The 26256-nt window shown below is 59.4% G+C and carries 22 protein-coding genes and 1 tRNA gene; 7 read left to right on the forward strand and 16 right to left on the reverse strand.

Features of this window, described 5'->3' with window-relative positions:
- Window positions 1-30: 30 nt before the first annotated feature.
- The 8 genes from BM131_RS01400 to gabT form a co-directional block, all read right to left on the reverse strand.
- Window positions 31-1395, reverse strand: coding sequence for a sensor histidine kinase (locus BM131_RS01400; protein WP_090184499.1), 1365 nt, complete (start codon window positions 1393-1395; stop codon window positions 31-33).
- Entirely contained in the window at window positions 1392-2063 is a 672-nt protein-coding gene (locus BM131_RS01405; protein WP_090184644.1) for a response regulator, read from the reverse strand. Before BM131_RS01405 ends, BM131_RS01400 begins: the two co-directional genes overlap by 4 nt.
- 175 nt (window positions 2064-2238) lie before the next feature.
- The gene (locus BM131_RS01410; RefSeq protein ID WP_425434296.1) at window positions 2239-3369 is read right to left on the reverse strand and encodes a Do family serine endopeptidase; all 1131 of its coding nucleotides are present in this window, start codon (window positions 3367-3369) and stop codon (window positions 2239-2241) included.
- 169 nt (window positions 3370-3538) lie between these two features.
- Entirely contained in the window at window positions 3539-4510 is a 972-nt protein-coding gene (locus BM131_RS01415; RefSeq protein WP_090184501.1) for a C45 family autoproteolytic acyltransferase/hydrolase, read from the reverse strand.
- Window positions 4511-5971 (reverse strand): biotin carboxylase, encoded by a 1461-nt coding sequence (locus tag BM131_RS01420; protein ID WP_090184506.1) that lies wholly within the window; start codon window positions 5969-5971, stop codon window positions 4511-4513.
- Window positions 5972-5984: 13 nt separating this feature from the next.
- Window positions 5985-8753: an aminotransferase class I/II-fold pyridoxal phosphate-dependent enzyme gene (locus BM131_RS01425; protein ID WP_090184509.1), complete on the reverse strand. Its 2769-nt coding sequence runs from the start codon at window positions 8751-8753 to the stop codon at window positions 5985-5987.
- 84 nt (window positions 8754-8837) lie between these two features.
- A complete protein-coding gene (locus BM131_RS01430; protein WP_090184512.1) occupies window positions 8838-9809 on the reverse strand; it encodes a carbon-nitrogen hydrolase family protein in 972 nt (323 codons plus the stop codon).
- A gap of 149 nt (window positions 9810-9958) precedes the next feature.
- Window positions 9959-11365, reverse strand: coding sequence for a 4-aminobutyrate--2-oxoglutarate transaminase (gene gabT, locus BM131_RS01435; RefSeq protein WP_090184515.1), 1407 nt, complete (start codon window positions 11363-11365; stop codon window positions 9959-9961).
- A gap of 211 nt (window positions 11366-11576) precedes the next feature.
- On the opposite strand from gabT, the gene BM131_RS01440 reads away from it, so the two are divergent.
- The gene (locus BM131_RS01440) at window positions 11577-12140 is read left to right on the forward strand and encodes a cupin domain-containing protein (RefSeq protein WP_090184518.1); all 564 of its coding nucleotides are present in this window, start codon (window positions 11577-11579) and stop codon (window positions 12138-12140) included.
- Window positions 12141-12152: 12 nt separating this feature from the next.
- On the opposite strand, the gene BM131_RS01445 is transcribed toward BM131_RS01440, so the two are convergent.
- The 4 genes from BM131_RS01445 to BM131_RS01460 all read right to left on the reverse strand — a co-directional run bounded on the left by BM131_RS01445 (window position 12153) and on the right by BM131_RS01460 (window position 16733).
- Window positions 12153-12575, reverse strand: coding sequence for a hypothetical protein (locus tag BM131_RS01445; RefSeq protein WP_090184521.1), 423 nt, complete (start codon window positions 12573-12575; stop codon window positions 12153-12155).
- Window positions 12576-12749: 174 nt separating this feature from the next.
- The gene (locus BM131_RS01450) at window positions 12750-14636 is read right to left on the reverse strand and encodes an acyl-CoA synthetase (protein ID WP_090184524.1); all 1887 of its coding nucleotides are present in this window, start codon (window positions 14634-14636) and stop codon (window positions 12750-12752) included.
- Window positions 14637-14739: 103 nt separating this feature from the next.
- Window positions 14740-16533 carry an ABC transporter transmembrane domain-containing protein gene (locus BM131_RS01455; RefSeq protein ID WP_090184527.1) on the reverse strand — a complete coding sequence of 598 codons (1794 nt, stop codon included), beginning with the start codon at window positions 16531-16533 and terminating at the stop codon, window positions 14740-14742.
- Window positions 16534-16658: 125 nt separating this feature from the next.
- Window positions 16659-16733: transfer RNA gene (locus BM131_RS01460), tRNA-Gly, on the reverse strand.
- 140 nt (window positions 16734-16873) lie between these two features.
- Between BM131_RS01460 and BM131_RS19895 the strand changes: the two genes are divergently transcribed.
- A complete protein-coding gene (locus BM131_RS19895; protein ID WP_139222569.1) occupies window positions 16874-17242 on the forward strand; it encodes a hypothetical protein in 369 nt (122 codons plus the stop codon).
- A 7-nt stretch (window positions 17243-17249) separates the two neighbouring features.
- On the opposite strand, the gene BM131_RS01465 is transcribed toward BM131_RS19895, so the two are convergent.
- Together BM131_RS01465 and BM131_RS01470 are read right to left on the reverse strand one after the other, a co-directional pair.
- Window positions 17250-17912 (reverse strand): SOS response-associated peptidase, encoded by a 663-nt coding sequence (locus BM131_RS01465; protein WP_090184650.1) that lies wholly within the window; start codon window positions 17910-17912, stop codon window positions 17250-17252.
- Between the two features lie 174 nt (window positions 17913-18086).
- Window positions 18087-19643 (reverse strand): bifunctional metallophosphatase/5'-nucleotidase, encoded by a 1557-nt coding sequence (locus tag BM131_RS01470; RefSeq protein ID WP_090184530.1) that lies wholly within the window; start codon window positions 19641-19643, stop codon window positions 18087-18089.
- A 213-nt stretch (window positions 19644-19856) separates the two neighbouring features.
- Between BM131_RS01470 and BM131_RS01475 the strand changes: the two genes are divergently transcribed.
- Together BM131_RS01475 and BM131_RS01480 are read left to right on the forward strand one after the other, a co-directional pair.
- Window positions 19857-20192 carry a DUF952 domain-containing protein gene (locus BM131_RS01475; RefSeq protein ID WP_090184652.1) on the forward strand — a complete coding sequence of 112 codons (336 nt, stop codon included), beginning with the start codon at window positions 19857-19859 and terminating at the stop codon, window positions 20190-20192.
- Window positions 20193-20195: 3 nt separating this feature from the next.
- Window positions 20196-21245 (forward strand): quinone-dependent dihydroorotate dehydrogenase, encoded by a 1050-nt coding sequence (locus BM131_RS01480; RefSeq protein ID WP_090184533.1) that lies wholly within the window; start codon window positions 20196-20198, stop codon window positions 21243-21245.
- Window positions 21246-21350: 105 nt separating this feature from the next.
- Here the strand turns inward: BM131_RS01480 and BM131_RS01485 are convergent, their stop codons facing one another.
- Window positions 21351-22790 carry a Glu/Leu/Phe/Val family dehydrogenase gene (locus BM131_RS01485; RefSeq protein ID WP_090184536.1) on the reverse strand — a complete coding sequence of 480 codons (1440 nt, stop codon included), beginning with the start codon at window positions 22788-22790 and terminating at the stop codon, window positions 21351-21353.
- 350 nt (window positions 22791-23140) lie between these two features.
- Here BM131_RS01485 and BM131_RS01490 point away from each other — a divergent pair, with 350 nt between their 5' ends.
- Genes BM131_RS01490 through BM131_RS01500 form a run of 3 tightly spaced genes read left to right on the forward strand, consistent with a single transcriptional unit; the run spans window position 23141 to window position 25946 of the window.
- Window positions 23141-24703 carry a pilus assembly protein TadG-related protein gene (locus BM131_RS01490; protein WP_090184539.1) on the forward strand — a complete coding sequence of 521 codons (1563 nt, stop codon included), beginning with the start codon at window positions 23141-23143 and terminating at the stop codon, window positions 24701-24703.
- A complete protein-coding gene (locus tag BM131_RS01495) occupies window positions 24700-25296 on the forward strand; it encodes a TadE/TadG family type IV pilus assembly protein (RefSeq protein WP_090184543.1) in 597 nt (198 codons plus the stop codon). Before BM131_RS01490 ends, BM131_RS01495 begins: the two co-directional genes overlap by 4 nt.
- A complete protein-coding gene (locus BM131_RS01500) occupies window positions 25287-25946 on the forward strand; it encodes a TadE/TadG family type IV pilus assembly protein (RefSeq protein ID WP_090184545.1) in 660 nt (219 codons plus the stop codon). The genes BM131_RS01495 and BM131_RS01500 overlap by 10 nt, the downstream gene beginning before the upstream one ends.
- 66 nt (window positions 25947-26012) lie before the next feature.
- Here the strand turns inward: BM131_RS01500 and BM131_RS01505 are convergent.
- The coding region (locus BM131_RS01505; RefSeq protein WP_139222571.1) for a transposase at window positions 26013-26256 on the reverse strand (244 nt) is incomplete at its 5' end.

Below are 26256 nucleotides of genomic sequence, written 5' to 3' on the forward strand. Positions count from 1 at the left end.
CGCACGGGCGATGGATTTATGCGCAGAAGGCTATTGTTTCAGCGCGGCCATTCGCAACGACACCATCAGCCCCGGCGCGTGATCCGATAGGGTCAACGTGGCATCGTGCAGGTCTGCAATCACCTCGACAAGGCTAAGCCCCAGACCGCTGCCCGGCGTGGCGCGGCTGCGGTCAAGGCGGTAGAGGCGCTGCAAAACGCGGCTCCGCTCGTCTTGGGGAATACCGGGGCCTTTGTCGGCGACGGTGAGGATCACATCGCCGCCCCGCCGGTGCAGACCAATGGTGATCGGCGTGCCAGCGGGGGTATGGCGCAGGGCGTTTTCGATCAGGTTAGCAAGGATCTGCCCCAGCAAATCCCGGTCGCCCAACACCATTGCTTGCGGCGCGGTGACATCAAGGATCAAATCGCGGCCGTCTTCGGTCGCAGCGGGATCGTAAAGCTCTGCAAAGGTGGCGACCAAGGCTGTCAGATCGACAGGGGCAAAGCGCGACTTGGGCGTGCCTGCCTCGATCTGGGCGATTTGTAGCAAGGCGTGAAAGACGGACACAACGCCCGCGACCTCTGCCTGCGCAAGGTCGACAAGGGCCGCCGCGTCATCCGGCAGCGGCAGGCCGGACAGATCATCCAGATGCACGGAAATGCGCTGGATCGGGGTTTTCAGATCATGGGCCACGTCCGACGACACCTGCCGCAGCGCATCCACTGAGGTTTCTTGCGCCGCCGCCATCCGGTCAATGCGCGTGCCGATGCGGCGAAAATCGTCGGACCATTGCGCCGTGGGCTGCACGCGGGCCGCCAAATCGCCGCTGGTCAGCTGGTCCAGCGTGCGCCCCAGCGCATTCACCTGCCGCGCAGACCGCCGCGCCATCACCAGCCCGGCCCCCAGCGCGATCACAAGCGTCGGTAGCAGGGACAGCAGCACAATGTTGCGGAACACCGTCCAAAGCTGGTCAATCTCGGCCCGGCTGCGCGCGATGCTGAGCTGGCCCCCATAAAGCCGCGTGGTCAGCGCCAGATATTCGCCGCCGATGCGCGTGCCTTCGCCGTCCAGCGTCGTCAGGAAATAACCGTCTTGATCCTGCGCTAGCACGCCGTTGCCATAGTGCCGCCCGCGCGGGGAAACATAGGACAACACAATGCGCGCAGGATCGCTGACCCGCGCCTCTGCCGCGACTAATGCGGCCAACGCGGTGGCAGACGGCGCGGCGCGAAAGCCTGCAACGTCCTGCTGCAAGTCGCTGCGCATGGTGGCATCCAGCGATTTCCGGCTGGCGGTATAGCTGGCGGTCAGGCTGGCGATACTAATCAGCGCAAAGACAGCAACCAGCCCCAAGGCCAGCCGTACGGGGCTGGCACGCAGCAGCGCGATAAGGCGGTGCAAGAAGGTCTTCATCCCTCGATCCGGTAGCCAGAGCCGCGCACGGTTTTGATCAGGTCCACATCAAATGGCTTGTCCACTTTGGCCCGCAGGCGGCTGATATGGGTCTCGACGACATTGGTTTGCGGATCGAATGAAATGCCCCAGACGTTTTCCAGCAACATGGTGCGGGTCTGGATGCGGCCCTTGCGGCGCAGCAGGTGTTCAAGGATCGCGAATTCACGCGGCAGCAGATCAATCTTTTGCCCCGCGCGGGTGACGTCGCGGGTGACAAGGTCCATCACCAGATCGCCAGCGGTCAGCGTCACGTCCTGCGCCAGCGCACGCGGGCGGCGGCCAAGGGCGTTGATCCGGGCTGACAGTTCGCCAAAGGCAAACGGTTTGACCAGATAATCGTCCGCACCCGCGTTCAGCCCGCCAATGCGGTCATCCACTGATCCCATCGCGGTCAGCATCAGAACCGGCGTCCGGTTGCCGGCGCCGCGCAAGGATTTCACGAGCGTCAGCCCGTCAATTTCCGGCAGCATCCGGTCGATAATCATCACGTCATGCTCTGCGCTTGTGGCCTGCACCAAGCCGTCGCGGCCATTTTCCACCAAGTCGACCGTATGCCCCTCTTCGCGCAGACCGCGCGTGATGTATTGGCCAGTCGTCCGGTCGTCTTCGACCACGAGTATCTTCATCGTGTTTCCATGCGTCATGCCTGATCCTTTGACAGATGGGGCGTGCGCGCCCGCTTGGCAAGAAAAAGGCCCCGCGCGTCCCAAGGCAGGAACGGCGGGGCCAAGGCTCAGCTGGTGCATCAATCAGAGCCAAGGACAGCAGCCCGGTGCATCGGGCCGTGCCTATAGGGTCGCCTTAGGCGGCTTTTTTCGCCAGATCGCCGACGGTCACGTCAATCGACATCTCGCGCCCTTGGCGCCAAACCGTCGCAACGGTTTCGGTGCCGGGGGTCACGTCAGCCACAGCGCGGGTCAGATCGCCGATGTCCGCGATGTCTTTGCCCGCGAAGGTCAGAATGATATCGCCGCTCTTCAGGCCAGATTTTGCGGCGGGGCTGTCTGCAGAGACGTCTTCAATCACGGCCCCTTTGGGACTGTCATACCCCAGCACAGAGGCGATTTCCTCTGTCATTGGCTTAATCTGAACGCCCAGCCAGCCACGCGCGATGGTGCCGTCATCTTGCAGATCGGCGACGACTTTTTGCACCAGATCAGATGGCACAGCAAAGCCGATGCCCACGGACCCGCCGCCGGGGCTGAAAATCATCGTGTTCACGCCGATAACTTCACCATCCGCGTTGAACAGAGGACCGCCAGAGTTGCCCTTGTTGATCGCGGCATCGGTCTGGATGTAGTCGTCATAGGGGCCAGAGTGGATGTCGCGGGACACGGCGGACACGATGCCAGAGGTCACGGTGCCGCCAAGGCCAAAGGGGTTTCCGATGGCCAGCGCTTCGTCACCCGGGCGCACGGTATTGCTGTCGCCCCAAGGCACGATTGGCAGGTCGGCGCCGGTGTCGATCTTGATCAGCGCGATATCGGTCAAGGGGTCCACGCCGATCACCTCGGCATCGTATTCCTTATCGTCGCTGAGCGTGACCTTGACCGTCTGGGCACCGTCAACAACGTGGTTGTTGGTGACGATATAGCCGTCCTTGGACACGATAAAACCGGACCCCAGCGCGTGCATCGGCTCTGCCTGGCCGCCTTGCGGAGTCTGGAACATGGGGCCAAAGCGGCGCTCTAGCTCTTCACGCGGAAAGCCGGGCGGCAAGGCGTCGGCCAGCGACTGCGCGTCCTGCGCCTTTTCCGTCACTTCGATAAAGACCACGGCGGGGGACAGGGTTTCGACCAGATCCCCATAGCCGCCAGCGGGAACAGCCAGCGCGGCGGTCGGGGCGAGAGTCATGGCGGTGGAGCCGGCCAAAGCGGCAAACATCGTCAGCGCGGCAGCAGAGCGGCGGATCGAGGGGGTCATGGGCAGCATCCTTTGGTTGCGTCTTTATGAACCTTAGATGCACCCCTGCCCTGACGATTGCCTGACGCGCGCTATACAGATTTGTAAGGTTTGGATTGGCAGTGCGTTGGGCATCTGCCCCACTGCGGGCGGGCACTGATTTTGAGTATTTTTGGCAAGATGAATGCCAAAGGGGCTGTTATGCGACGCCGGGGATTGCAACGCGGCGGGCGCTGTCTTGGAAATGATGCATCGACATGGGCCAAACGGTGCCGGGCCAGCGGACTTCCATCTCGCGTAGCCTTGGGCGGTAGACAGTCGTGTAAAGCGTGCCGAAGCCTTGCGCGAAAGCGGTGGAGTAGAGCGGCGGTTTCAGGAAGGCGTCGATGAACACATCCTGCGGGTCGCGGTGCAGGGTCAGGCGGTGCAGCAAGAACCGTTCGCGTTCGACCGTGGCGGTAAAGCGGGCGTGGCTGACCCATTCGACCTGTTCTTGGTGGTTGGTCGCGACGGCGTTGCGGGTCAGCAGCGTCTTGCGGTCCGGGCCCATCATCGCCGTCAAATAGTTGCGGTGCTCGTCCAGCACCGTGACGTTGTAGGACATATGGGTCGGGATACGCATCAGCACCTCGCCCGCCTCTTCTGTGGTGGTGCAGGTTTGCAAAATATAGCGCAGGATCAGCGGCACGCCGAACCCCTGCCCCACGATGCGCCGACCACCAAAGGTCAGCGAGATCGCCAGCCCCGCGTCGTTGATGCCGTCGACAAGGCCCCAAAGCCCGTCGCTGATGCCCATGACGCGGCGGCCGTTCCAATTGGTGTTCAGGATCAGGCTGTCAAAGGCGTTCGGGTTGTAGTCGTAGTTGCGCACCAGCACGGGTTCTGTGCCGGGCCAGATCGCTTGACTGCACCCGCTGAGATAAGGTGGCGGGTTGTAAAAGGACAAGAAACGGGCGGCCATATCGCCGCCGCCAGCCAATTCGCACAGGGAATCGTAAAGTGGCACCAGCTCTGGCATGTTGGATGCCAAGGCGCGGTGACATTCCAGATAGGTCGGGCGCGCGCTTTCGCCGTCCCGCAACCACCACTTGCGGTAGGCGGGCCAGTATTCGGCGAACAGCCCGGCCCACCGGGGACCGGGCTGTTCTTCTGATAGCGCGCGCCAGAGCATTTACATGATCTTGAAGGCAGGTTCTGCCAGCGCTGGCCCTGCGGAGGCGACGGGAAGCGGCTTGCCCGAGACGCACTTCTTAATGCCGTGGATCCACTTGGCGGCGCGGTCGTTCAACTGGAACGACTTCGTCATGGACCGTCCGCGCGTCACAAGGATGCCGATGTCGGCACCTTCATAGCGGTAATCGCCGGGCTGCAGGATGCGCAGAAAGAACGCCTCGTTTTCCGATTCCACCGCGCGGCGGTGATAGTCGAAGCGGTCATAAACAACGCGGCCGTCTTCCAGCATTTTGTAGATGCCAGTCTCAGGCGACTCGGTGCAGATATCGACCGTATCAGCCGTGTGCTTGATCACCATCTGCGACCAGCTGTCGATCATGTCCGGGTTGGCCCAGCGATTGTTTAGCTCGTCCACGTCCAGCTGGAACTTTTTTCGGCTGAATTCCAGCAGGTGAAACAGGAACAGCGGCGCGTCGGCATGCGCAAACGCGGCGTGGTTCGTCATGGATGAACAGCCGGTGATGCGTGGGTTCAATTCCCCCAGCCACAGATCACCCGTCTTTTTGTCGATCAGGAAGTCGAGTTCGAAGTAGCCCCGATAGCCTTCTTTGCGCAGCTGTTCGCCGAACTTAAAAGTCATGTCGCGCGCTTGCTGACGCACCTTGGGCGGAAAGGCTGTGGCCAGAATTTCGTTACCACACCAGCCGCCGCGATACGGCGTCAGGTCTTTGAAACCGACAAGTTCCGTCATCAACGGGCCAACGATCGTGCCTTGAGACGTGGCGCAAGCCTCGATCGCAGAGCCGCGGCAGTCGATCCGCTTCATGATCTTGATCTCGCCCTCGCCGACGATCTCATGCTCGTGGCGGCGGAAATCCTCTTCGGATTTGATAAAGAACGTGGTGTGCCCGCTATCGCCAAAGGCCGATTGCAGAACCAGATCGTGACCGATCCCGGCCTTTTCGGCGATCCGGCGCAGCTCTTCGTAGGATTTGACCTCTGCCAGCGTGTTCGGCACCGACGGGACGCCCGCCTTGTTGCCGATACGCACAGTTTCGATCTTGTTATCCAGCGATTGGCGCAGCTTGGCCTTGGGGAACCAGACGTCGGCGCCCAGTTCCTTGGACAGGCGTTCGGTTTCCTCGTCGAACATCAGGAACACGAACTTGGGCTTGCCGCCGCGGCGCTTAATGAAGTCGATGACCTCTTTGTGCTGCAGCAGATAGTTGTTGATGTCCTCGATGGACTGGAATTCTGCGTGGGGCTGTTCGGACGGGCAGAACACGTTGGGGTGCTTGCCACCGTAACAGTCGATGTAGCAGATATACTTGAAGTTTTTCACCCACTCATCAAGGCCGAGCAGGTTAAAGTTGGTCGCAGAGATAAAGTAGACGGGCTCTTCGTTGCGGTGAAAGAACCGGCGAATTTCGGAGATATTCTTGAGAACTGTCGTGGTCATGAATCGTCCTTTGTTATTCTGCGGCGGTTTTATTTGATGTCAGCTTCTTCGCTGCTGTCAGTCGTTTTTGCGGCGTTTGGGCTGCCAAGGCTTCGGGTGTGAAGACGCGCAGGCCAAGGTCGGCGCGGTAGCCGTGGATCTCGTTCACGTCCAAAGCGCGCATGAAGGCGAGGATTTCAGACGAAATCACCTGCCCCGGCACGAGGATCGGAAAGCCGGGTGGGTAAGGAATGATGAAACTGGCGCTGACGACCTCTTCGCCCGCGTCTAGGGCGTGCTGAAGCGATCCGTCTAGGTCCATGTAATCGCAGTTGTTTTCGTCGTAAGCCATGTAATAGGCCGTGCGGATATCGCCCTCTGACGTGACATTGTCGGCGCGAAAAGCATCGTGGAAGCGGCTGAAATCGGGCAGCGGCGGATACTTTTCCGTCAGGTTGGCGACGCGGCGCTCAAAGCCAAGACGCTCCATCTTTGACGCGTCATCCAGCAGGTCATCCAGCCCGCGGGCAATTTCGACCAGCACTTCGATCAGGTAAGCGACGCTGGACCGCGTGGTGCCGATGTTCGTCATGAACAGCACCGAATTACGCGAGGTTTTGTTGATCTGGATGCCGTATTTATCCATCAAGATCTGCGTCTTAAAGGTATCGCCATCCCAGCCCGTGCCGCCAACGCCCAGCGTCACGCGAGTGGCATCAAGGACGAATTCGTCGTCCTCCCACGCCTCTAGCATGTCGATCCAACCGCGGTCGGGATCGTAATAGCTCTCGGTCCCGCTTTCGCGGTATTCGGACGGGATCATTTCCGCCAGGCTGAGCACCTTAAAGTATTTCTTAAGCAGCGGATGCGTAGATATAGCGCGGCGCATCGACATGGCCGCTTCTAGCTGGCGCTGAACAAATTCGAACCCTTCAAGTTCGACTTGGCGGCGGCCCACATCAAGGGAGGCGATGATTTGATAATTCGGCGATGTTGACGTGTGCGTCATATAGGCTTCGTGGAAGGCCTGTTCGACCTCGCCTTTGAAGTCCTGATCGTTGACGTGGATCATCGATCCCTGCCGCAGCGATGTCAGCGTTTTATGCGTCGATTGCGTGGCATAGACGCGGATGCGTGCCGTTGGCGGGGCGATCAACCGGGTGTTCAGAATGGTTTCGGTGTCGGCCCCTTTGAGCATTTCCTGCTGCGCGGCATAGGCCTCGGCGTGCTCTTCGGTCTTAAACCGCGCGCGCATTTTGTTGGCGGTCCGCATCGCGGTGCGCTTGCGGTAGGTCGGGTTAAAGCGGGCAAAGGCGAACCATGCCTCGTCCCACAGGAAAATCAGGTCGGGCTTGATGGCCAGACACTCTTCCATGACGCGGTCGACGTTATAGACGATGCCGTCAAAGGTGCAGTTCGTCAGCAGCAGCATCCGCACGCGGTCCAGCTTGCCAGCGGCCTTGAGGTCCAGCAGCTGCTGCTTCATCTCGCGCAGCGGCACAGCGCCATACATGGAATATTCGTTCAGCGGATAGCTATCGAGGTAGCAAACCTGCGCGCCCGCCAGCACCATGCCGTAATGATGCGACTTGTGGCAGTCGCGGTCGACCAGAACGATATCTCCTGGTCGAACAAGCGCTTGCACGACGATCTTATTGCAGGTCGAAGTGCCGTTGGTCGCGAAAAACGTCTGCTTGGACCCAAAAGCGCGCGACGCCAGTTCCTGCGCCTCTTTGATCGGGCCGTGCGGTTCCAGCAAGGAATCCAGCCCGCCCGACGTGGCAGAGGTTTCGGCGAGGAAGATGTTAGGCCCGTAAAACGCGCCCATATCCTGAATCCAATGGCTGCGCGTAATCGACTTGCCGCGTGAAATCGGCATGGCGTGAAAGACGCCTGTCGGCTGCTTGGAATAGTTAACCAAAGCCGTAAAGAACGGCGTTTTATAGCGCGACTGCACACCGCGCAGGATGTTCAGGTGCAGTTCCATGAAGTCTTCTTGGTTATAGAAAACACGGCGGCAGATGCCGAGTTCGGTGCCGGCGATATCCTCGACCGACCGTTCCGTCACCAAATAGGCGTCCAGTTCTGGCCGCACGTCATCGATCAGACGGCACAGGGCGGGGCCATAATCCTTGGTTTGCAGGTCGTTCAGCTTGTCGGTGCCAGCAACGCCTTCAAGAAAACGCGCCAGAATGGGATGGTCGGACTTGGACCGTAGGGTCACGCCGGGGCGCACCACGATGGCCTGAATGTTATGGTTAAACAGCACCGCGATCAGCGCATCCTCGACCGATGGGACAACCAAAGCCTCGTAGATAAACGGATCTTCGGCGCGGCGCATGGCGTGGACATTGGCCTTGAGCCAGTGTTCCTGCGCGTCGGACACCTCGTCCACGATCAGCACCTCGAAATAGGGCTTGGTCATGGCGCGCACTTCGGGGGACAGCAGCGCCTCGTCGTCATGCTCTTCACGGTCGTCGCTGTCGTGGTCCAGCGGAATGTGGCGGCGGCGGTATGCGCCGGTGGTCAGGGCACGGGCGACGCGGTGAACGCTGTAGGACAGTTCGGTAAAGCTGTTATGCTCGAACTGGCGGCGCATGTGGTCGAACACCTGCATGCCGGGGAAAGCCCAATAGGCCTCGATCTCGGCCAAGCCATCGAACAGTTCAGAAGCTTGGCTGCGCAGCGTCGGGTCGATCTTTGCTGGTGCCTCGCGGGCCAGTTGCGCTGTGACTTCTCGCAATTCGCTCCAACGGTCGGCACGCAACTGGGTCGCAGAATAATAGTCGGTCACGGAATGCATTACGGTCGGTCCTCGGTATTGTTACGCGGGACGCCGATTGGGCGGACTGGTCCGGTGAAACCCGGGCCAGTCGCCAAGGTGGCGTTAGATAACGTCAGTGTGGGGGACGATTGGCGGGACTGCAACAGTGCCCGTCGGAGTTTTATATTCGATCTCCATCTCGGCCTCTCCTGGCACGTCGACCATCAGACCGGCGCGTGTGCCCTGATGTGGAATTGCCAATGGCCCCAAGGTGTTAAGGAAGCTGTCTACGCCGCTGGTGCGATCATAGACAGAGAAATCGACGTCCCGGTCACGGAAGGATTTCAGGACTTGCCCCAGACCCTTCATGCCAGTTTCGCGCTGGCGGCGGACCATATCAAGGTCGATTTCAATCGGGAACATGTCCTCTTGACCTTGGCTTTGGTGCAGCACCATGGACGTCGGATCGACGACGCACGACCGCCCGATGCCGCCCGATCCCAGACCGTTTACGTCAATGACGTAGCACTGGAATTGCGCCGCCGTGGCGCGCGCGATGGCCAGTTCGGCGTCGCGGTCGGTGGTTCCGGTCAGCACGGGGTGCAACAGCACCTCGACCCCTTGGGCGGTCAGCTGGCGGGTCGTTTCGGGGAACCACATGTCATAGCAAATCGACAGGCCAAACCGGCCCACATCCGGCACGTCAAAGACGCAAAATTCGGTGCCTGCGGCGATGCCAGCCTCGTAGGGGCGGAATGGGAACATCTTGGCGTAGCGTTTGACGATATTGCCGTCGGGGTCGATCACAAAGGATGTGTTCAGAATGCGCCCGTCCGCGTGGCGGATGAACATCGAGCCGGGGATCAGCCAGACCTTGTGCTTGCGCGCGGCTTCGCAAAACCGATCAAGGGTTTCGTTCTGCGGTTCTTGCGCGAACTTATCCAGCGGGCCGAATGGCGCGAGTTCCGAAAACAGCACCATTTGGGTCCAAGGAAAGCGTAGCATCAGCACATCAAGGCGCTGGATCATGCCATCCACGTTGGAATGAAGCGGGTTCACGTACATCTGAACACCGGCGATTGCGAAGGGAGTCATTTCTATTTCTTCCTGAGGGCCGGGAAAATCCGGGAGGCCGTATGTCTAACAGGTCGCGTACGAAAAAGGAACGGCGTCCCCTGCAAGGCAAATTTGGTGGCAAAAAATGGCGAACCGAAAGGTCCGCCATTTCATTGCTTTTTAGATATTTAGGCCTGCTGCTGCTCGGCCACGGCAGCGGTCAGGGCGGCCTCAAAGATCGCGAGACCTTCGTCGATCACCGCATCAGACGCCGTCAGCGGCACCATGATCCGCAGGGCGTTGCCATGCAGGCCGCAGGACAGAAGGATCAGGCCACGCTGCAAGGCGTGCGCCACAACGCGCTTTGTCAGGTCGGCATCGGGTGCAGCAGTCGAGAAGTCGGTCACGAATTCAACGGCAACCATGCCGCCAAGGCCGCGGATGTCCCACAGGCGGAACGGCGCTGCGCGTGCACCGATTTCGGCAAAGCGCACCTTGAAGTGGTCGCCGATTTCGGTCGAACGCGCGAGAAGGCCTTCCTCTTCGATGACGTCAATCGCGGCCAGCGCTGCGGCGCAGGCGACAGGGTTGCCGCCGTAGGTGCCGCCAAGGCCGCCGGGGATCATCGCGTCCATCACATCGGCGCGGCCAATGACGCCAGCGATCGGATAGCCGCCCGCCATGGATTTCGCGACGGTGATCAGGTCAGGCACGACGCCAGAGTGTTCAATCGCGAACCATTTACCAGTCCGGCCAAAGCCCGCCTGAATCTCGTCCGCGATCAACATGATACCATGCTTGTCGCACAGGGCGCGCAGGGCTTGCATCATTTCGAACGGAACAGGGGTATAGCCCCCCTCGCCCAGCACAGGCTCGATGATGATCGCGGCGATGCGTTCTGGCTGCGCGTCGGTCAGCATCAGGTTGTTCAGCGCGGTCAGGGCGTCCTGCACCGAAATACCGTCGCGGGCGTTCGGGAACGGTGCGCGGTAGATGTCAGACGGGAACGGGCCGACGTCTTTTTTGTAAGGGCTAATCTTGCCGGTCAGGCCCAGCGTCAGCAGGGTGCGGCCATGATAGCTGCCGGTGAAAGCGATAACGCCGGGGCGGCCTGTGGCGGCGCGGGCGATCTTGACTGCGTTTTCCACAGCTTCAGCGCCAGTTGTGACCAGCAGCGTCTTTTTCGGATGATCGCCGGGGGCCAGCGCGTTCAGGCGTTCGGCCAGCGCAACATAGGGTTCATACTGCACGACCTGAAAAGAAGTGTGCGTATACAGGTCTTCTTGCGCCTTGGCGGCGGCAACAACGCGCGGGTGGCGATGGCCGGTGTTCAGCACAGCAATACCGCCGACGAAGTCGATAAAGCGGTTACCCTCGACGTCCCACAGCTCTGCGTTTTCGGCGTAGCTGGCAAAGATCGGCGTGGCAGAGGCAACGCCGCGGGGCACGGCCTGCGTACGGCGGCGCAGAAGGGCGGCGTTCGACTGCTGTTCAATGGGCAGATCAGGCACGACAGTCAGGGGGGTGCGCGGTGCCTCGGCTGCAGCGGTCGCAGGTTTGATCTTGGTCTTAGATGTCTTGCTTTTCTGGGTCATGCGCGCGGTCCTTTGCGGGCCAAGGGGTGTATAATAAATCATTGCCTCGTGTTTAATATAATTGTCAAACGGAGTTTTCGTTCCATTTTGCGTCACCTTTTGTCGTGCAACGACCTTTCGTTGATTTCGCTTGAAACTTTGCCGCGCAACGCCCCTTAATATTTCCTGCACCCGGCACATGCACGGGCGGCCACCGAAAGGGAGACAGGCGTTGGACATCGGAGAGCGGCTGCGCAGCCTGCGCGAAGAACATGGGCTGTCACAGCGTGAACTGGCCACCCGGGCGGGGCTGACGAATGGTACCATCAGTCTGATTGAAAAGAACAAGACATCGCCGTCTGTCGCGTCGCTTAAGTCTTTGTTGGATGCGATCCCGATCAGTATGGCGGACTTTTTTACGCCCCCTGCGGCGGCTGAGGACAAGCCAGCATACTTTTTCAAAGCGCACGAATTCCACGAAATCGCGCCGCAAGACGCCGATCCGCGCCCCCATGTATCGCTGCGCCAATTGGGCCGGGCATCGGAACACGCGCTGCAATTGCTGCACGAATCCTATCCGCCCGGCGCGGACACGGGGCCAGAGTTTTTAAGCCATACCGGCGAAGAGGCTGGCATTGTCGTAAAGGGGCAGATCGAGGTCACAGTGAACGGCGAAGTGTCCGTGCTGGTGCCCGGCGACGGATATATCTTCGACAGCCGCCTGCCCCACCGATTTCGCAACGCCAGCGATCAGGTCTGCGAAGTCATCAGCGCCTGCACGCCGCCGACGTTTTAGGCGGTTCGTTCATTAATTGTCACAAAGCTTGATCTGCGGATCAAGCGCGGCGTAGCGGCGGGCTGTGATCTTGTGGATTTCAGTTGGGGGAATGAACTGCCATTCCGCCAGAAATTTACGCTTTGCCGCACCGCGCAGATAGCGCGCCATCTGTTGATTACCGATGGGGCCCTTGTTCACATTCGATCCATGAAAGCCGATCGTCGCGGCGGGTCCGACACAGGCGTTTGGCAAGGTCGTGAAAATCACACAGGCCGAGCGGCAAAAGCCACGCACCTCTACCCTACCACCCCAAGCCAGCAAGTCGGCGCGATCCGCCTCGGCGCTGATCAACTGACCTCCGCCGTCGTTTACGATCATGTAGGGCTCTGCTGTCGGGGGCGGTCTGCGGTCGGTGCAGAGGCCCATCTGACAGGCAATCGCGAACCAAAGCATAGGGCGGCCTTTCCAAGCGGTATGACGCGATCATCGATGCTGCGCGGACTGCAATCAAGGGGGATTGGACTGTATCGGCGGCTTGGCGCGTGGCAGATAGCAAAGCGCCGAAGGCATCGTGTGATGCCTCCGGCGGGAGTTTATTGAGCCAAGTGAAGGTGCGGCTGGCCCCCGTTAATTCGCTTGGTTCCAAGCGACGGTATAGTGCGACAGGACCGCCGAAATATCCTCGGTGGTGGCCGTGCCCGCGATATGGGCGACAAGGCCGAGTTTTTTGTCCTCGGTCACCGTTTCCACATGGGCGGCGACGCCTTCGTCCTTGAGCGCTTTGTCATAAACGCGGGCGATGGCCTTTTTGCGCAGATCCGGCTTGAAGATCTTGCCGACGGCAGTTTTTGGCAGCTCGTCCAAGATTTCCAGATACTTGGGGTGTGCGGCGCGTTCATGAATGTGCGCCTTAGCATACTCCAGCAGCTCTTCCTCGGTGATCTTGGCACCGTCGACGAGTTCGACATAAACGCATGGCAGCTCGCCTGCGTGGGCATCGGGCTGACCGATAGCGCCAGCAAAGGCGATGGCGTCATGGCCTGCCAGCGCTTCTTCAATCTCGGCGGGATCGATATTGTGGCCGCCGCGAATGATCAGGTCCTTGGCGCGGCCTGTGATCCAGACGTAACCGTCTTCGTCGACGCGGCCCAGATCGCCAGTCCGCAGGAACTGCGCAGCGTGATCGTCGCCCGCATAGTAAAGGTTCTTGTTCTTGTCGGCCTCTGTGTAGGTATTTCCGTTGAAAATACCGGGCGAAGACACGCAGATTTCGCCAATCTGATCGGGGCCGCATTCGACATGGCTTTCGACGTCCATGATCTTGACGCGGGTATAGGGGAAGGGAATGCCGATCGAGCCGACCTTCTTTTCACCATGCGGCGGGTTGATCGACACGAGGCAAGTCGCCTCTGTCAGGCCGTAGCCTTCACAGATTGTGACGCCTGCGGCCTCTTCAAAGCGGCGATAGAGTTCAAGCGGCAACGGCGCAGAGCCGCAGAACACAAGTTTTAGCGAAGAGATATCGGCGTTGACCGGGCGCTGCATCAGGGCCGACATCGCAGTTGGCACGGTGATAACAAAGGTGACCTTGTAACGCTCGATCAGCTTCCAGAAGTTATCGAACACCCCTGCCCCGCGATACCCCTGCGGCGTCGGAAACACGACATGCGCGCCAGAGCCTAGCGAGGATCCCAGTGACACGATGGTCGCAAACACGTGGAAAAGCGGCAGCGGGCAAATCTGAACGTCGTGTTCGGTGAACAGCAGGCGCGCGCCAAGAAAGTTGTTGTAGATGATACCGGAATACAGATGCTGCACGACCTTGGGCATGCCCGTCGTGCCGCCGGTGTGGAAATAGGCGGCGACGCGGTCGGTCGGGCTGTCGATGAATTGCAGCGATGTCGGCTGCTTTTTCACGGATTTGTCGAAATCCATGATCTTGGCTTTGTGGTTCGCCACGTTCTTGGGGCGGATCCACGGCACGATCAGCTTTTTTGCGCCGGTCAGATAGCGGAGCAGGTCAACCTCGATCACGTGGCCCACATTCGGCGCCAGCGCCACGGCGGCAGCCGCTTTTTGCGCGACGTCGGATTTAGGGAAGGATTTCATCGTGACCAACACTTTGGCCCCGGTTTCGCGCAGGATCGCAGCGATCTGTTCGGGTTCCAGCAGCGGGTTGATCGGGTTTACGATGCCCGCAATCTGCCCGCCCAGATAGGTCAGGACGGCTTCGGTGCAGTTCGGCAGCATAAAGGCGACGACGTCGCCTTCGCGGATGCCAAGGCTGCGAAACAGGTTCGCGCTCTGCACGGTGCGGTCCAGCAGTTGCGACCACGTCAGCGTCTCTGCTGGGTCTTTGGGGCCCGATTCCAGTTGGAACGTGACCGCAGGGCGATCTGGAAATTTCCCAGCCGTTTGCGTCAGTTGCGCGAACGTCGTGACGGGTACGTCACGATTGGCCCAGGGTGTTTCCGCTTCGATGGCTGCGGCGTCGGCCCGGCCTGCATATCCCATGATGTCCCTCCCAGAACGTCTTCGGCCGCTCAACGGCCTGTTATTACCTGCCAACACTGAACGGAAAAGGCGTAGCGTCGCAAGACTGACGCCACGATATTTCCTATTCTGCAGCGATACCGTCGGTAAATTGCAGGCGCGCCAGCTGCGCATATAGCCCGCCTTCGGCGACTAATTCGTCGTGCGTGCCGGTGGCCACGATGCGTCCGCCGTCAAAAACGACGATGCGATTTGCCTTTTTCACGGTCGCAAGACGGTGCGCCACGATTAGTGTGGTACGGCTTTTGGCCAGATCATCGACGGCAGCCTGCACCAGTCTTTCGCTTTGCGCATCCAGCGCGCTGGTCGCTTCGTCCAGCAGCAAGATTGGCGCGTCGCGCAGAATCGCGCGGGCGATGGCGATCCGCTGCTTTTGACCGCCAGACAGCATCACGCCGCGCTCTCCGACATAGCTGTCGTAGCCGTCAGGCAACGCCATCAGGAAGTCATGCGCGGCAGCCGCCTTTGCAGCAGCCTCTACCTGTGCGTCGGTCGCATCGGGGCGGCCAAAGCGGATGTTCTCCCGCGCGGTATCGCCAAAGACGACCGGATCTTGCGGCACGAGCGCGATCATTTTGCGGAAATCAGCGCGTTTCATATCGCGCAGATCCACACCGTCCAGACGGATCGCGCCTTCGGTCGGGTCATAAAACCGCTGCAGCAGTTGGATGATCGTCGTCTTGCCCGCCCCGGACGGGCCAACCAGCGCGATCGTTTCGCCCGGCTGTACGGTCAGGTTCACATGATCAAGGGCCGCAATGCTAAGGCGCGAAGGATAGCGGAAGGTCACATCGTCAAAGCTGATCTGGCCTTTGGCCACATCGGGCACAGCGACGGGCGCAACCGGATCGCGCACGGCGTCGTCGGCATTCAGCAGTTCAACCAGACGTTCGGTTGCGCCAGCGGCGCGTTGCAATTCGCCCCAAACTTCGGTCAAGGCCCCGACGGCCCCGGCGACCATCACAGCATAGATCACGAATTGCACCAGCTCTCCGACGGTCATGGTGCCAGCGCGCACGTCATGGGCCCCGATCCACATCACGCCGACAACGCCAGCAAAGATCAGAAAAATCACGATGGCCGTCATCCAAGCGCGGACCGCGATGCGGGTGCGGGCAGCGTCAAAGCTTTTCTCTGTCACGGTCCAGAACTTTTTACGGCTCAGGTCCTCGTGGGTGAAGGCCTGCACGGTCTGCACAGACAAAAGCGCCTCTGACGCGTTGCCGGACGACTGGGCGATCCAATCTTGGTTTTCACGGCTCAGCACGCGCAGGCGGCGGCCCAGCACCACGATTGGCACGATAACGGCAGGTACCAACAGCAGCACCAGCGCTGTCAATTTGAACGACGTGATCATCAGCAGAATCAGACCACCGATAAAAATCAAGAAGTTGCGCAAGGCGATGCTGACCGAACTGCCGATCACGGACAGGATCAGCGTTGTGTCGGTGGTGATGCGCGACAGCACCTCACCGGTCATGATATTTTCAAAAAACGCGGGCGACATCCCGATCATGCGGTCAAAGACAGCGGTGCGGATGTCGGCGACGACCCGTTCGCCAAGGCGCGTCACAAGGTAATAGCGCAGGGCCGTGCCCACAGCGAGCAGCGCTGCGATACCAAGGGCGGCGGCAAAGTAACGGTCCAGCAACTGGCCCGCTTGCACGTCGAAGTTATCCACCACCCGGCGCACCGCCAGCGGCAATATCAACGATACACAAGCCGTCAACGTTAGCGCGCCCAGCGCCAACGCCATCAGGCGGCGATAGGGCGCAAGAAACGGCCAAAGCTGGCGCAGCGCGCCCATGTTTTTTGATTTGGCGCGTTCTGCGTCGGTGACTGGGGGCGCATCGGCCATATCATTCATCCTGCTTAAGCTGCATCGCACATAAAACTGTGACAGCCGGGGCACAAGCGAAAGGCGCTGCTACACAAATGCCAAAGCGGCATAGCATCGACTGATTAGCATAAGGGGGGGGAGCATGGAGCGGGCGACGGGAATCGAACCCGTATCTTCAGTTTGGAAAACTGAGGTCTTAACCATTACACAACGCCCGCGCGCTTTGCAGGTTTGGGTATAGCCCTGCCCCACGCGCAGGTGCAAGCCCATTTTCGTGCATCATTTCGCCTTAGTCGCGCCACTTTTTTGCAGCAAGACCTTCTTAACAATCGTGGTGATCCGACCGGAGGACGTGCCAATGCGCAAACTGCTAATGAATTCGTGCCTAACTATCTTCGCCCTGCTGGCCCCCCTAGCGGCGGCAGCCGGTGATTGCGGTAGTGTCACCAAGATCATGCGGATCGAACCTTATGGTTATGTGCCGGACATCCACTATATCTGCAGTGGTCAGTCCGTGGCGATCTATAACCAAACGGGTCAATACGTCACCTTTTACTACACAGACGCTTACGGTCGCACGACAAAGCAAACCGACTTGCGGCACGGTTCGTGGATCTGGATTTCATCGTCGGTGTCGATCTACAACTCAACTTACACAAGAGACCGTCAAACTTACAGATTAGCAAATGCGTCTGTGAGATCCGGAACTGCGCCCGATAGCTACTAACCGTAAATTAGCTTACTGGCGTGATCAAAGCCGGGCCGCTGGCCCGGTTTGAATTCACCTGACGCGATACTTTCGTAAAACGTAGCACGTCATCTGGCGCGGGCCGCATCAAAACCGCCGCGCCGTGCCCTGCTTCCCCTAACCAAAGCGGCCAGTCATCGGGCTTTAGGATCACCGGCAAACGGTCGTGAATAGGGGCCATCGCCGCATTGGCAGTGCAGGTCACAACAGCGCAGGACACAAGGGGCGCATCGCCCTTATCCCACGCCTGCCAAATTCCGGCCATTGCCATGGGCGCGCCGTCACTGCGGTCAATGAACCAAGGTTGCGGCACCTGCCCCGCCTCTCGTTTCCATTCATAAAAACCGCTGGCTATGATCAGACAGCGCCGCGCGCGGACAGCGGCGCGAAAGGCAGGCTTGTCAGCAATCGTTTCAGAGCGCGCATTAATCAGCAGCGGCCCGTTTGTGGGCGTGTCGTACCACTGCGGCACAAAACCCCATCGCATGGCGCGCAGCCGCCGGCTGCCCTGATCCGATGTGACGACATGCACCGGCACCGTCGGGCAGACGTTGTAATTGGGTGTATCGGGCAAATCATTTGCGGGCACAGCAGAAAACACCTGCGCCATCGCGTCATGAGGTAGGGTAATTGCCATGCGTCCACACATCCCAAAGACATAAGGTGGATCGCGGCAGCTGACCAGATGCAGGCAAATGTGCGCGGCGGTCAGCGGCAAAAACGTTTCGTACGAAAAGCTTTAAGCGGGGGAAAATCTTCGAGGAAGATTTTTCGGGTATCAAGGTGCACCGCCCCGGAACACGTCCGGGGCGGTGCAATATCATCAGTTCATGTTGATGCGGCCATCGGTGTACGGCGTGTAGCTGCCGACCTCTGCGATGTAATCCGCCACGACGTCAGCCAGATCGGGGCCGAAGTCGTAGGCGTTATCGGCAGTCTTGAACATCGCATAGCCGTCGCCGCCGTTACGCACGAAGTTGTTGGACACAACGCCGTAGGTCGCAGCGGGATCAAGCGGCGCGTCGCCGACCATGACGTTGGACACGCGGCTGCCTGCCTCGTTTGCGGCGGTCACGTCAAAGGTGATGCCAGCGACTTGGGGGAAGCGGCCATCGCCTTCGCCAACCTTGCTGACACCGTTTTCAAGCGCTTCTACCAGAACCGCGCCGGTGACTTCAAAGGTGGACAAGGTGTTCTGGAACGGCAGTACCGTCAGGACTTCGCCCTTGGTGACTTCGCCCGCATCGATGCTGGCGCGGATACCGCCAGAGTTCGAGATCGCGACCTGAATGCCTTGATCGGCCACGCGGGCCAGCATGGCATCGGAAATCAGGTTACCGCCGGAACACTCCATCTCGCGGCACACATCGCGGTTGCCCTCGATCGCCTCGGCCGCGTCACCCACAACCTGAGAGCGGATCGCTTCTAGCGGTGCGGCCAGTTCAGCGATCCGGTCCACGGTCGGCTGGTCTTCGGCGACAGCGCCGTCCATGACCAGCGGCTGACCAGAGGCTTCGGTGATGACGCCAGCGTCGTCAAAGGTCACGTTCAGCTCGCCTAGATATTTGCCGTAGGCATAGGCCTGCACGATCGCGGTGTCGCCAACCATGGTGGGGTACTTGCCCTTGGCCCCCTCCATATCGCCCAGCAGCGTGTTGTCGTGGCCGCCGACGATCACATCAACGCCGGTGGTGTTTGCCGCGACGTCTTGGTCAACCATGTAGCCAGAGTGGGACAGCACGATGATCTTGTTCACGCCTTCCGCTGTCAGCTTGTCGACCTCGCCCTGCACCGCATCGGCCGGCTGGGTAAAGGTGACGTTCGGACCGGGGCTGGCGATTTCCGGTGTATTGACAGGGGTCAGGCCGATCAGGCCGATCTTTTCGCCGCCACGTTCGATGATCGCGGACTTGGCGATCTTGCCGGACAACAGCGCCTCGCCCGAGACGTCGGCGTTCGACATCAGGATCGGGAAATCGACAGCATCGACAAAGGCACCCAGCACTTCGGGGCCGTCGTCGAATTCGTGGTTGCCCACGGTCATCGCGTCATAGCCCAGCTTGTTCATGAACTCGGCCGTCATCGTGCCTTTGTACTGCGTGTAAAACAGCGTGCCCTGAAACTGGTCGCCGCCATCCACCAGAATCGAATTGTTGGTCTTGGCACGCGCCTCTTCCAGTGCTGTCACCAGACGGGCAGAGCCGCCAAAGCAATCGCCAGCGGTGTTATCTTCAACAGCGCAGGGGCCGTCGTATTTGCTGATCGGCTCGAACCGGTCATGAAAGTCGTTGGTGTGCAGGATGGTCAGGCTGTAATCAGCGCTGGCAGCCCCGGCCAAAAGCGCAAGCGCGCAAGAGGTTCCCAGAATGCGAAAGTTCATGTCGTGTCCCTGTCATTTTTAATTTGATGGTCAAAGATTGGCCGCTGACTGCACTTGAGTCAAATGAAGGTCGCATGACAGGCTGCTCCTTGCCGTTGGGTCAGGCGGTGCATTTAGGCAAATGACCGCAAAACGGGCAGATTGGGGCAGCAGGCCACCTGCCAGCGCCGGCCTGCGCTTGCTTTTGCCCCTGCCCTGCGTCATTTAACGCCCATGCTGATCTATAAAATCTTTCGCGCCCCGGAATGGGACGCCCTGCGTGCGGACGGATCGACGGCGGGTGCGCCCGTGGATCTGGCCGATGGTTTCATTCACTTCTCGACCGCTGCCCAAGCGCGCGAGACTGCAGCGCGTCATTTCGCCGATGTCGCGGGCCTGTGGCTGATCGCGGTCGATGCGGACGCCCTTGGCACCGATCTGCGGTGGGAGCCGTCGCGCGGCGGCGATCTGTTCCCGCACCTGTATCGTCCCTTGCTGGATGATGACGTGCGCTGGGCCAAGCCGCTGCCGATCAAGGACGGTGTGCATCAATTTCCAGAACTGGACTAAGTGATGTTTCGCCACCTCGATGATCTGGCCCTAACGGTTCTGCAACAGTTCGATCCCGAACGCGCGCATGGGCTGGCCCTGACGGCGCTTAATATGGGTCTTGGCCCCAGCGGCGGGCCTGTCACCTCGCCGCGGTTGCGGACGACGGTTGCGGGCATCGCCATGCCGAACCCTGTCGGTCTGGCTGCGGGGTTCGACAAAAACGCCACCGCCCTTGGGCCGCTGTCGCGCTGCGGTTTCGGCTTTATCGAGGTGGGCGCAGCAACGCCCCGCCCGCAACCCGGCAATGCCAAACCGCGCCTGTTTCGCCTGATGCAAGATCAGGCGGCGATCAATCGGTTCGGGTTCAATAACGACGGAATGGAAGCGATTGCCGCGCGTCTAAAGGGCCACAAAGGCATCGTCGGGTTGAACCTTGGCGCGAACAAGGACTCCGGCGACCGCGCTGGCGATTTCGCGCAGGTGCTGGCCGCTTGCGGGGATCACATCGACTTTGCGACCGTGAATGTCTCTTCTCCTAACACGGAAAAACTTCGCGATTTGCAGGGCAAGGCTGCTTTGGCCGCCCTACTTGCCGGAGTCGTCGCGACGAATGATGCGCTGAAGCGGCCCGTGCCCGTATTCCTGAAAATCGCGCCAGACTTGTCGCTGGACGAGGTGGCAGAGGTCGCCGAAGTCGCCAATGCCTCTGGTATCGCGGGCATCATCGCCACCAATACGACGCTGGATCGCAACGATCTGCATGGCCCGCACAAGGCAGAGGCTGGCGGGTTGTCAGGCCAGCCTTTGTTCGAAAAATCGACGCGGGTGCTGGCGCATCTTGCCGGGTTGACCGCATTGCCGATCATCGGTGTCGGCGGCGTTGGGTCGGCGCAGCAGGCCTATGACAAAATTCGCGCAGGTGCCTGTGCGGTGCAGCTTTATACGGCGCTGGTCTATGGCGGCATCCGGTTGGCCGAAGACATCGCCAAAGGGTTGGACGCACTGCTGGAACGCGACGGTTTCGCGAATGTGGCCGACGCCGTCGGCACTGGGCGCGGCGACTGGACTTAACACCGCTACGGCGGCGTTTGCTCTGCTCCGACTTTTCGCCAAACGAACAACAATACCGCAGCTGGGCGCAAAGGCATAAAACCTTTGCGCCCAGCGCGTTAGGACTTACAGACCCTTTGCGCGATAGCTATCGGCAACCTTGCGGATCGACACCAGATAGGCCGCTGTGCGCAGATCGGGCACGTCATCCCGGCTGTGCCAAACGTCGCGCATCGCCTGATAGGCCGTCCGCATCGTGTCATCGAGGCCCGAACGCACCAGTTCCAATTCGTCCGCGCCGCGCAGGTACTTTTCCTTAAAGTTCGGCGTCATCGACCAGCGATGCTCTAGCATCTCGTCTAGACGCTCCAGCTCTGCCACGATCAGCTCGTGACGCGCCTCTTCTGCGCGGCGCTGCATGCGGCCAAAGCGGATGTGAGACAGGTTTTTGACCCATTCGAAATAGGACACGGTCACACCGCCCGCGTTGGCATACATGTCGGGGATGATCACCACACCCTTCTTGCGCAGCACCTCGTCGGCACCGGCGGTGGTGGGACCATTCGCAGCCTCGATAATCAGCGGGGCCTTGATGCGGTCAGCGTTGGTCATGTTGATGACCCCTTCCAACGCGGCGGGGATCAGGATGTCGCATTCATGTTCTAGCAAAGCTGCGCCGTCGGCATCATGAGTGGCGTGCGGATAATTCGCCACGCCGCCATGGGTCGCGATCCACTTCTTTACATCCTCAACGTCCAGCCCGGCTTCGGCATAAAGCGAGCCGTCACGTTCGATGATGCCGGTGACAATGGCATTATCTTCCTCGCTTAGGAACTTCGCGGCGTGGTAGCCGACATTGCCAAGACCCTGCACGATGACGCGCTTGCCAGCCAGTTTGCCTGACAGGTTTGCCTTGGCGATATCTTCTGGGTGGCGAAAGAATTCACGCAAGGCGTATTGCACGCCGCGGCCTGTCGCCTCTGTCCGGCCCTGAATACCGCCCGCATTAATCGGCTTGCCCGTCACACAGGCAGAGCCGTTAATATCCGTCGTATTCATCCGCTTATACTGGTCAGCGATCCACGCCATTTCACGCTCTCCCGTGCCCATATCAGGGGCGGGGACGTTTTGGGCAGGGTTGATCAGGTCGCGCTTGATCAGCTCATAGGCAAAGCGGCGGGTGATCTGTTCCAGCTCATGCTCGTCCCAGGCGCGCGGGTCGATGCACAATCCGCCCTTGGACCCGCCAAAGGGCGCATCCACCAGCGCGCATTTGTACGTCATCAGCGCGGCGAGCGCCTCCACCTCGTCTTGGTGCACGCTCAGGGCATAGCGGATGCCGCCTTTGACAGGCTCCATGTGTTCAGAGTGCACCGACCGGTAGCCCGTAAAGGTATGGATCGCGCCGCGCAGGCGGACACCGAACCGCACCACATAGGTCGCGTTGCAGATGCGGATTTTTTCCTCAAGCCCGGGGCTAAGGTCCATCAGTTTGACAGCACGATTAAACATGATGTCAACGCTTTCGCGAAAGCCGGGTTCTGCCGGAGGGGTCTGCTGGTCCATCATGCTATCCTTGTACTGCGCCGACATACGGCCACCCGCGTGAATACGGGGCTGATGAAAGCCTAGACCGATTCGTAGCCTTAACCCAACACAACACTTACTTTCACAACAGACAGTTAACGCAGCTTTGTTCGCAACCATGCTTACCGCCTGCCGCGCGCGTGATCGCGTTGCGCGCGTCAACACAATCGACATCATTGCCCGCGATTGTCGGCGCAAATCGGCGGTTTAGCCAGTTTGACGGCGCAGTTCTGCCGTAATTTCGCCACCCCTTCCGTGTTTATGTCGGGTTGGCGGAATGGGTTTTCAGACCTGCCATGCGCCAAACGGCACCTGAAGGGGAAGATACGATGCGACACACAGGCCAGTCCCATAGCCAGCGATCCAACCGTTTGCGCGGCTGGCTCTTGCACCTTGTACGGTCCGAGGACGGCAACCTTTTCCTCGTCTTTATGCCGATGCTGTTTATCATGATGGTATGGGGCGGCATTGCCGTCGACCTGATGCGCTTTGAATCCCGCCGCGCCACGTTGCAAGGCGTGACAGACCGCGCCACGCTGGCGGCGGCCAATCTGGACCAGTCGCAGGATCCGGCAAGCGTCGTGGCAGACTACTTTGCCAAGTCAGGCTTGGCAGACAGCATGGATGGCCCGCCAATTATTGAACAAGGCTTTAAACGGCGCGAGGTGTCGGTGAAGGGTCGTTATGAACTTGATACCTTCTTTATGCGCCACCTGAACAATATCCTTTACGCCAACAACAGTGAAAACGACTTTAAAACGCTGACAGCCATTGCGAATTCCACGGCTGTTCAGGGTGTCGGCGCTGTTGAAGTGTCCCTCGTGCTCGATCTGTCGGGCTCGATGTACTATTACATCAACGGCACCACCACACGCCGGATCGACAAGCTGCGCACCGCTGCGGTAAAGTTTGTCGAAACGTTGCTGGTGCCTGAATTCAAAGACCGGATTTCGGTCTCTCTCGTGCCGTATTCGGAACATGTGAATGTTGGGCCGAATGTGTTCAATCTTTTGAACGTTGATCAGACCCACAACTTTTCCCATTGCGTCGAATTGCCAGCTTCGGCGTTTACAACGACGTCGTTCAGCGCAAGCGTGGGCTACGAGCAGACACAAAACATCCAGACCAACGCTAACGGGTTTGGTAGTGCGTCAAAAGCGGCATCGGGCTACACGCGTGACAGTTCCAATCCCGTCTTGGATCAACCCGTTTGCCCGAAAGAGACATTTGAGCGGATTATTCCGATCAGCCAGAATAGTTCCGAGATTACCACAGCGATTAGGCAATTCCAGCCGCGCGCAGGTACGTCAATCTTTTTAGGGCTGAAATGGGGGACAACGCTGCTTGATCCTACGTTTCAGACCACGGCAGCCAGACTGCCGAACGGTGTCATCGACGCTGCCTTTGCTGACCGCCCAGAGCCCTATGAAGCGAGTGACGCGGCTAGCGCCAAGGTTCGGTCACTGAAATACCTTGTGCTGATGACCGACGGCTATAATGATCGGTCCTATCGTATGCGCGATGATTACTACGATGATCCCAGCGAACGGTATTACTGGGCGCACCATAACCTTTCTTGGGCAATGCAGTCCTCAAACAGCGGCCCAAGGCTATCACAGTGCAATTATCTTAATTGTAGCGAATACTACACGGCATCGCAGGGCGTGGGATATATGCGAAGCATGTGCACAGCGGCCAAAGATAAAGGCATCATCATCTATACGATCTCTATGTCTGGTGATGACGCTGATGCCGACGCTGTGGCAGGCCGGACCGAGATGGCAAACTGCGCCAGCACATCGAACCACTTTTTTGCGACATCCGGGCAAGAGCTGGACGAAATCTTTGCCAATATCGCAAAACAGATCACCGATCTGCGGTTAACACAATGATGCGCCGTCATCCCAAAACCGCGGCCCCTACCGATTGCGGGGCACCAACATCACGCCTTGGGCGACTTCTGCGCCGGTTCCGCCGGTCAGAGGCCGGATCATCGACAGTGGAATTCGTCATCTTGTTTCCAGCCATCTGGATGATGTTTGGCATGACGATCGAGGCGGGCATGTATTCCATGCAGCAAGTCATGCTGGAACGTGGACTAGACCTGACGGTACGCGAAGTGCGCCTGGGGATCATGGAAAACCCAACGCACGACAAACTGGTGGCCTCTACCTGCAGTAATGCGCTGATTATGGTAGATTGCGAATCCAGCTTGCGGCTGGAAATGATCACCAGCAGCCCGACCGCATTTGCGGCACCAGCTGGCGGGATCACCTGCATCAACAAAGAAGAGTCCCCTCCGGGCCCAATCGAGATCGTAAACGGCAAGAACAACGATTTGATGATGCTGCGTGTCTGCATGCAGATCAAACCTTTGCTGCCTTTTGCTGGCCTCGGGAAGGCGCTGATTCAAGACGGCAATGGCGGTTATTATTCGCTGACCGCGACCTCTGCCTATGTGATGGAGCCATTCCAATGGAGTTAAAGGCACGCCTGCGCGCAGCGCTTTACCGCCTCTGGCGGCAAGAAGACGGCACACTGACGATCGAATTTCTGATTTTGGCCCCGATCATGTTCTGGACGTTTCTGGCCACGCTTGCCTATTTCGACGCCTATCGCGCCGAGGCGATCAGCGAAAAGGCCGCCATAACGATCGCCGACGTGATGAGCCGCGAGACGAACGCCGTCAGCGACACTTATCTTGACGGGGTCTATGGGCTGCTAAAATTCCTGACCTACAGCGATGCCAACCCCGAAATGCGGGTCAGCGTCTTGCGCTATCACGACAAGGACAGCGAAACGAATGAAACGTCGGACGACCACTTTCACGTTGTCTGGTCAGAAACGCGCAATGGTGGCGGCTCGGGCGTTCAGAGCAGTCTAACCACGTCTGACTCCAGAGCAATGACCGCAAATCTGCCGACGATGGGGAATGAGGATCGACTTATCCTCGTCGAGACTTGGACGCATTATTCGTCCGCTTATAACCTTGGTTTGCGCAACGTTTGGGGCGGGAATTCGGGCGATGGGGAAATCAAAGACATCGTGATGCAGACCTATGTCTTCAACGCGCCGCGCTTTGGACAGACCTGCTTTAGCAATACGCCAGCTGATGTGGACAGTCGCAACTGTTAAGGCGGCAGTGAAACCCAAGTTGGCCAACCGCGTCTTAGAGTCTGATTCAAAACTAACTGCACCTTCTCAATCCCTTGCGAGATGCCGTGTGACGCGTCTGATGTGTGCGATGAGGATCCAAGCCTCTGCGCTTGCGATGGATTTTTCCCAATCTTTCGATAGGCGGCGACATCGGTTCAGCCAGGCGAAGGTGCGCTCGACGACCCACCGTCGCGGCAGCACTTCAAAGCCCTCCGCGGTGTCAGAGCGTTTGACGATCTGGACGGTCCATCGGCCGAGGGCCTTTAGCGCGTCCCGCAGTTTGGGCCCT

This window comes from Loktanella salsilacus (assembly GCF_900114485.1).
GTDB lineage: Bacteria > Pseudomonadota > Alphaproteobacteria > Rhodobacterales > Rhodobacteraceae > Loktanella > Loktanella salsilacus.

What these genes read in the sequence shown, in the direction of transcription:
- BM131_RS01495 (WP_090184543.1), top strand. Translation starts at nt 24,700, where the DNA reads ATGATGCGCCGTCATCCCAAAACCGCGGCCCCTACCGATTGCGGGGCA.
- BM131_RS01455 (WP_090184527.1), bottom strand. Translation starts at nt 16,533, where the DNA reads ATGGCCGATGCGCCCCCAGTCACCGACGCAGAACGCGCCAAATCAAAA.
- BM131_RS01405 (WP_090184644.1), bottom strand. Translation starts at nt 2,063, where the DNA reads ATGAAGATACTCGTGGTCGAAGACGACCGGACGACTGGCCAATACATC.
- BM131_RS01500 (WP_090184545.1), top strand. Translation starts at nt 25,287, where the DNA reads ATGGAGTTAAAGGCACGCCTGCGCGCAGCGCTTTACCGCCTCTGGCGG.
- BM131_RS01425 (WP_090184509.1), bottom strand. Translation starts at nt 8,753, where the DNA reads ATGCATTCCGTGACCGACTATTATTCTGCGACCCAGTTGCGTGCCGAC.
- BM131_RS01430 (WP_090184512.1), bottom strand. Translation starts at nt 9,809, where the DNA reads ATGACTCCCTTCGCAATCGCCGGTGTTCAGATGTACGTGAACCCGCTT.
- BM131_RS01485 (WP_090184536.1), bottom strand. Translation starts at nt 22,790, where the DNA reads ATGGACCAGCAGACCCCTCCGGCAGAACCCGGCTTTCGCGAAAGCGTT.
- BM131_RS01465 (WP_090184650.1), bottom strand. Translation starts at nt 17,912, where the DNA reads ATGTGTGGACGCATGGCAATTACCCTACCTCATGACGCGATGGCGCAG.
- gabT (WP_090184515.1), bottom strand. Translation starts at nt 11,365, where the DNA reads ATGACCCAGAAAAGCAAGACATCTAAGACCAAGATCAAACCTGCGACC.
- BM131_RS01400 (WP_090184499.1), bottom strand. Translation starts at nt 1,395, where the DNA reads ATGAAGACCTTCTTGCACCGCCTTATCGCGCTGCTGCGTGCCAGCCCC.
- BM131_RS01415 (WP_090184501.1), bottom strand. Translation starts at nt 4,510, where the DNA reads ATGCTCTGGCGCGCGCTATCAGAAGAACAGCCCGGTCCCCGGTGGGCC.
- BM131_RS01445 (WP_090184521.1), bottom strand. Translation starts at nt 12,575, where the DNA reads ATGCTTTGGTTCGCGATTGCCTGTCAGATGGGCCTCTGCACCGACCGC.
- BM131_RS01490 (WP_090184539.1), top strand. Translation starts at nt 23,141, where the DNA reads ATGCGACACACAGGCCAGTCCCATAGCCAGCGATCCAACCGTTTGCGC.
- BM131_RS01475 (WP_090184652.1), top strand. Translation starts at nt 19,857, where the DNA reads ATGCTGATCTATAAAATCTTTCGCGCCCCGGAATGGGACGCCCTGCGT.
- BM131_RS01450 (WP_090184524.1), bottom strand. Translation starts at nt 14,636, where the DNA reads ATGGGATATGCAGGCCGGGCCGACGCCGCAGCCATCGAAGCGGAAACA.
- BM131_RS01410 (WP_425434296.1), bottom strand. Translation starts at nt 3,369, where the DNA reads ATGCTGCCCATGACCCCCTCGATCCGCCGCTCTGCTGCCGCGCTGACG.
- BM131_RS01420 (WP_090184506.1), bottom strand. Translation starts at nt 5,971, where the DNA reads ATGACCACGACAGTTCTCAAGAATATCTCCGAAATTCGCCGGTTCTTT.
- BM131_RS01470 (WP_090184530.1), bottom strand. Translation starts at nt 19,643, where the DNA reads ATGAACTTTCGCATTCTGGGAACCTCTTGCGCGCTTGCGCTTTTGGCC.
- BM131_RS19895 (WP_139222569.1), top strand. Translation starts at nt 16,874, where the DNA reads ATGCGCAAACTGCTAATGAATTCGTGCCTAACTATCTTCGCCCTGCTG.
- BM131_RS01480 (WP_090184533.1), top strand. Translation starts at nt 20,196, where the DNA reads ATGTTTCGCCACCTCGATGATCTGGCCCTAACGGTTCTGCAACAGTTC.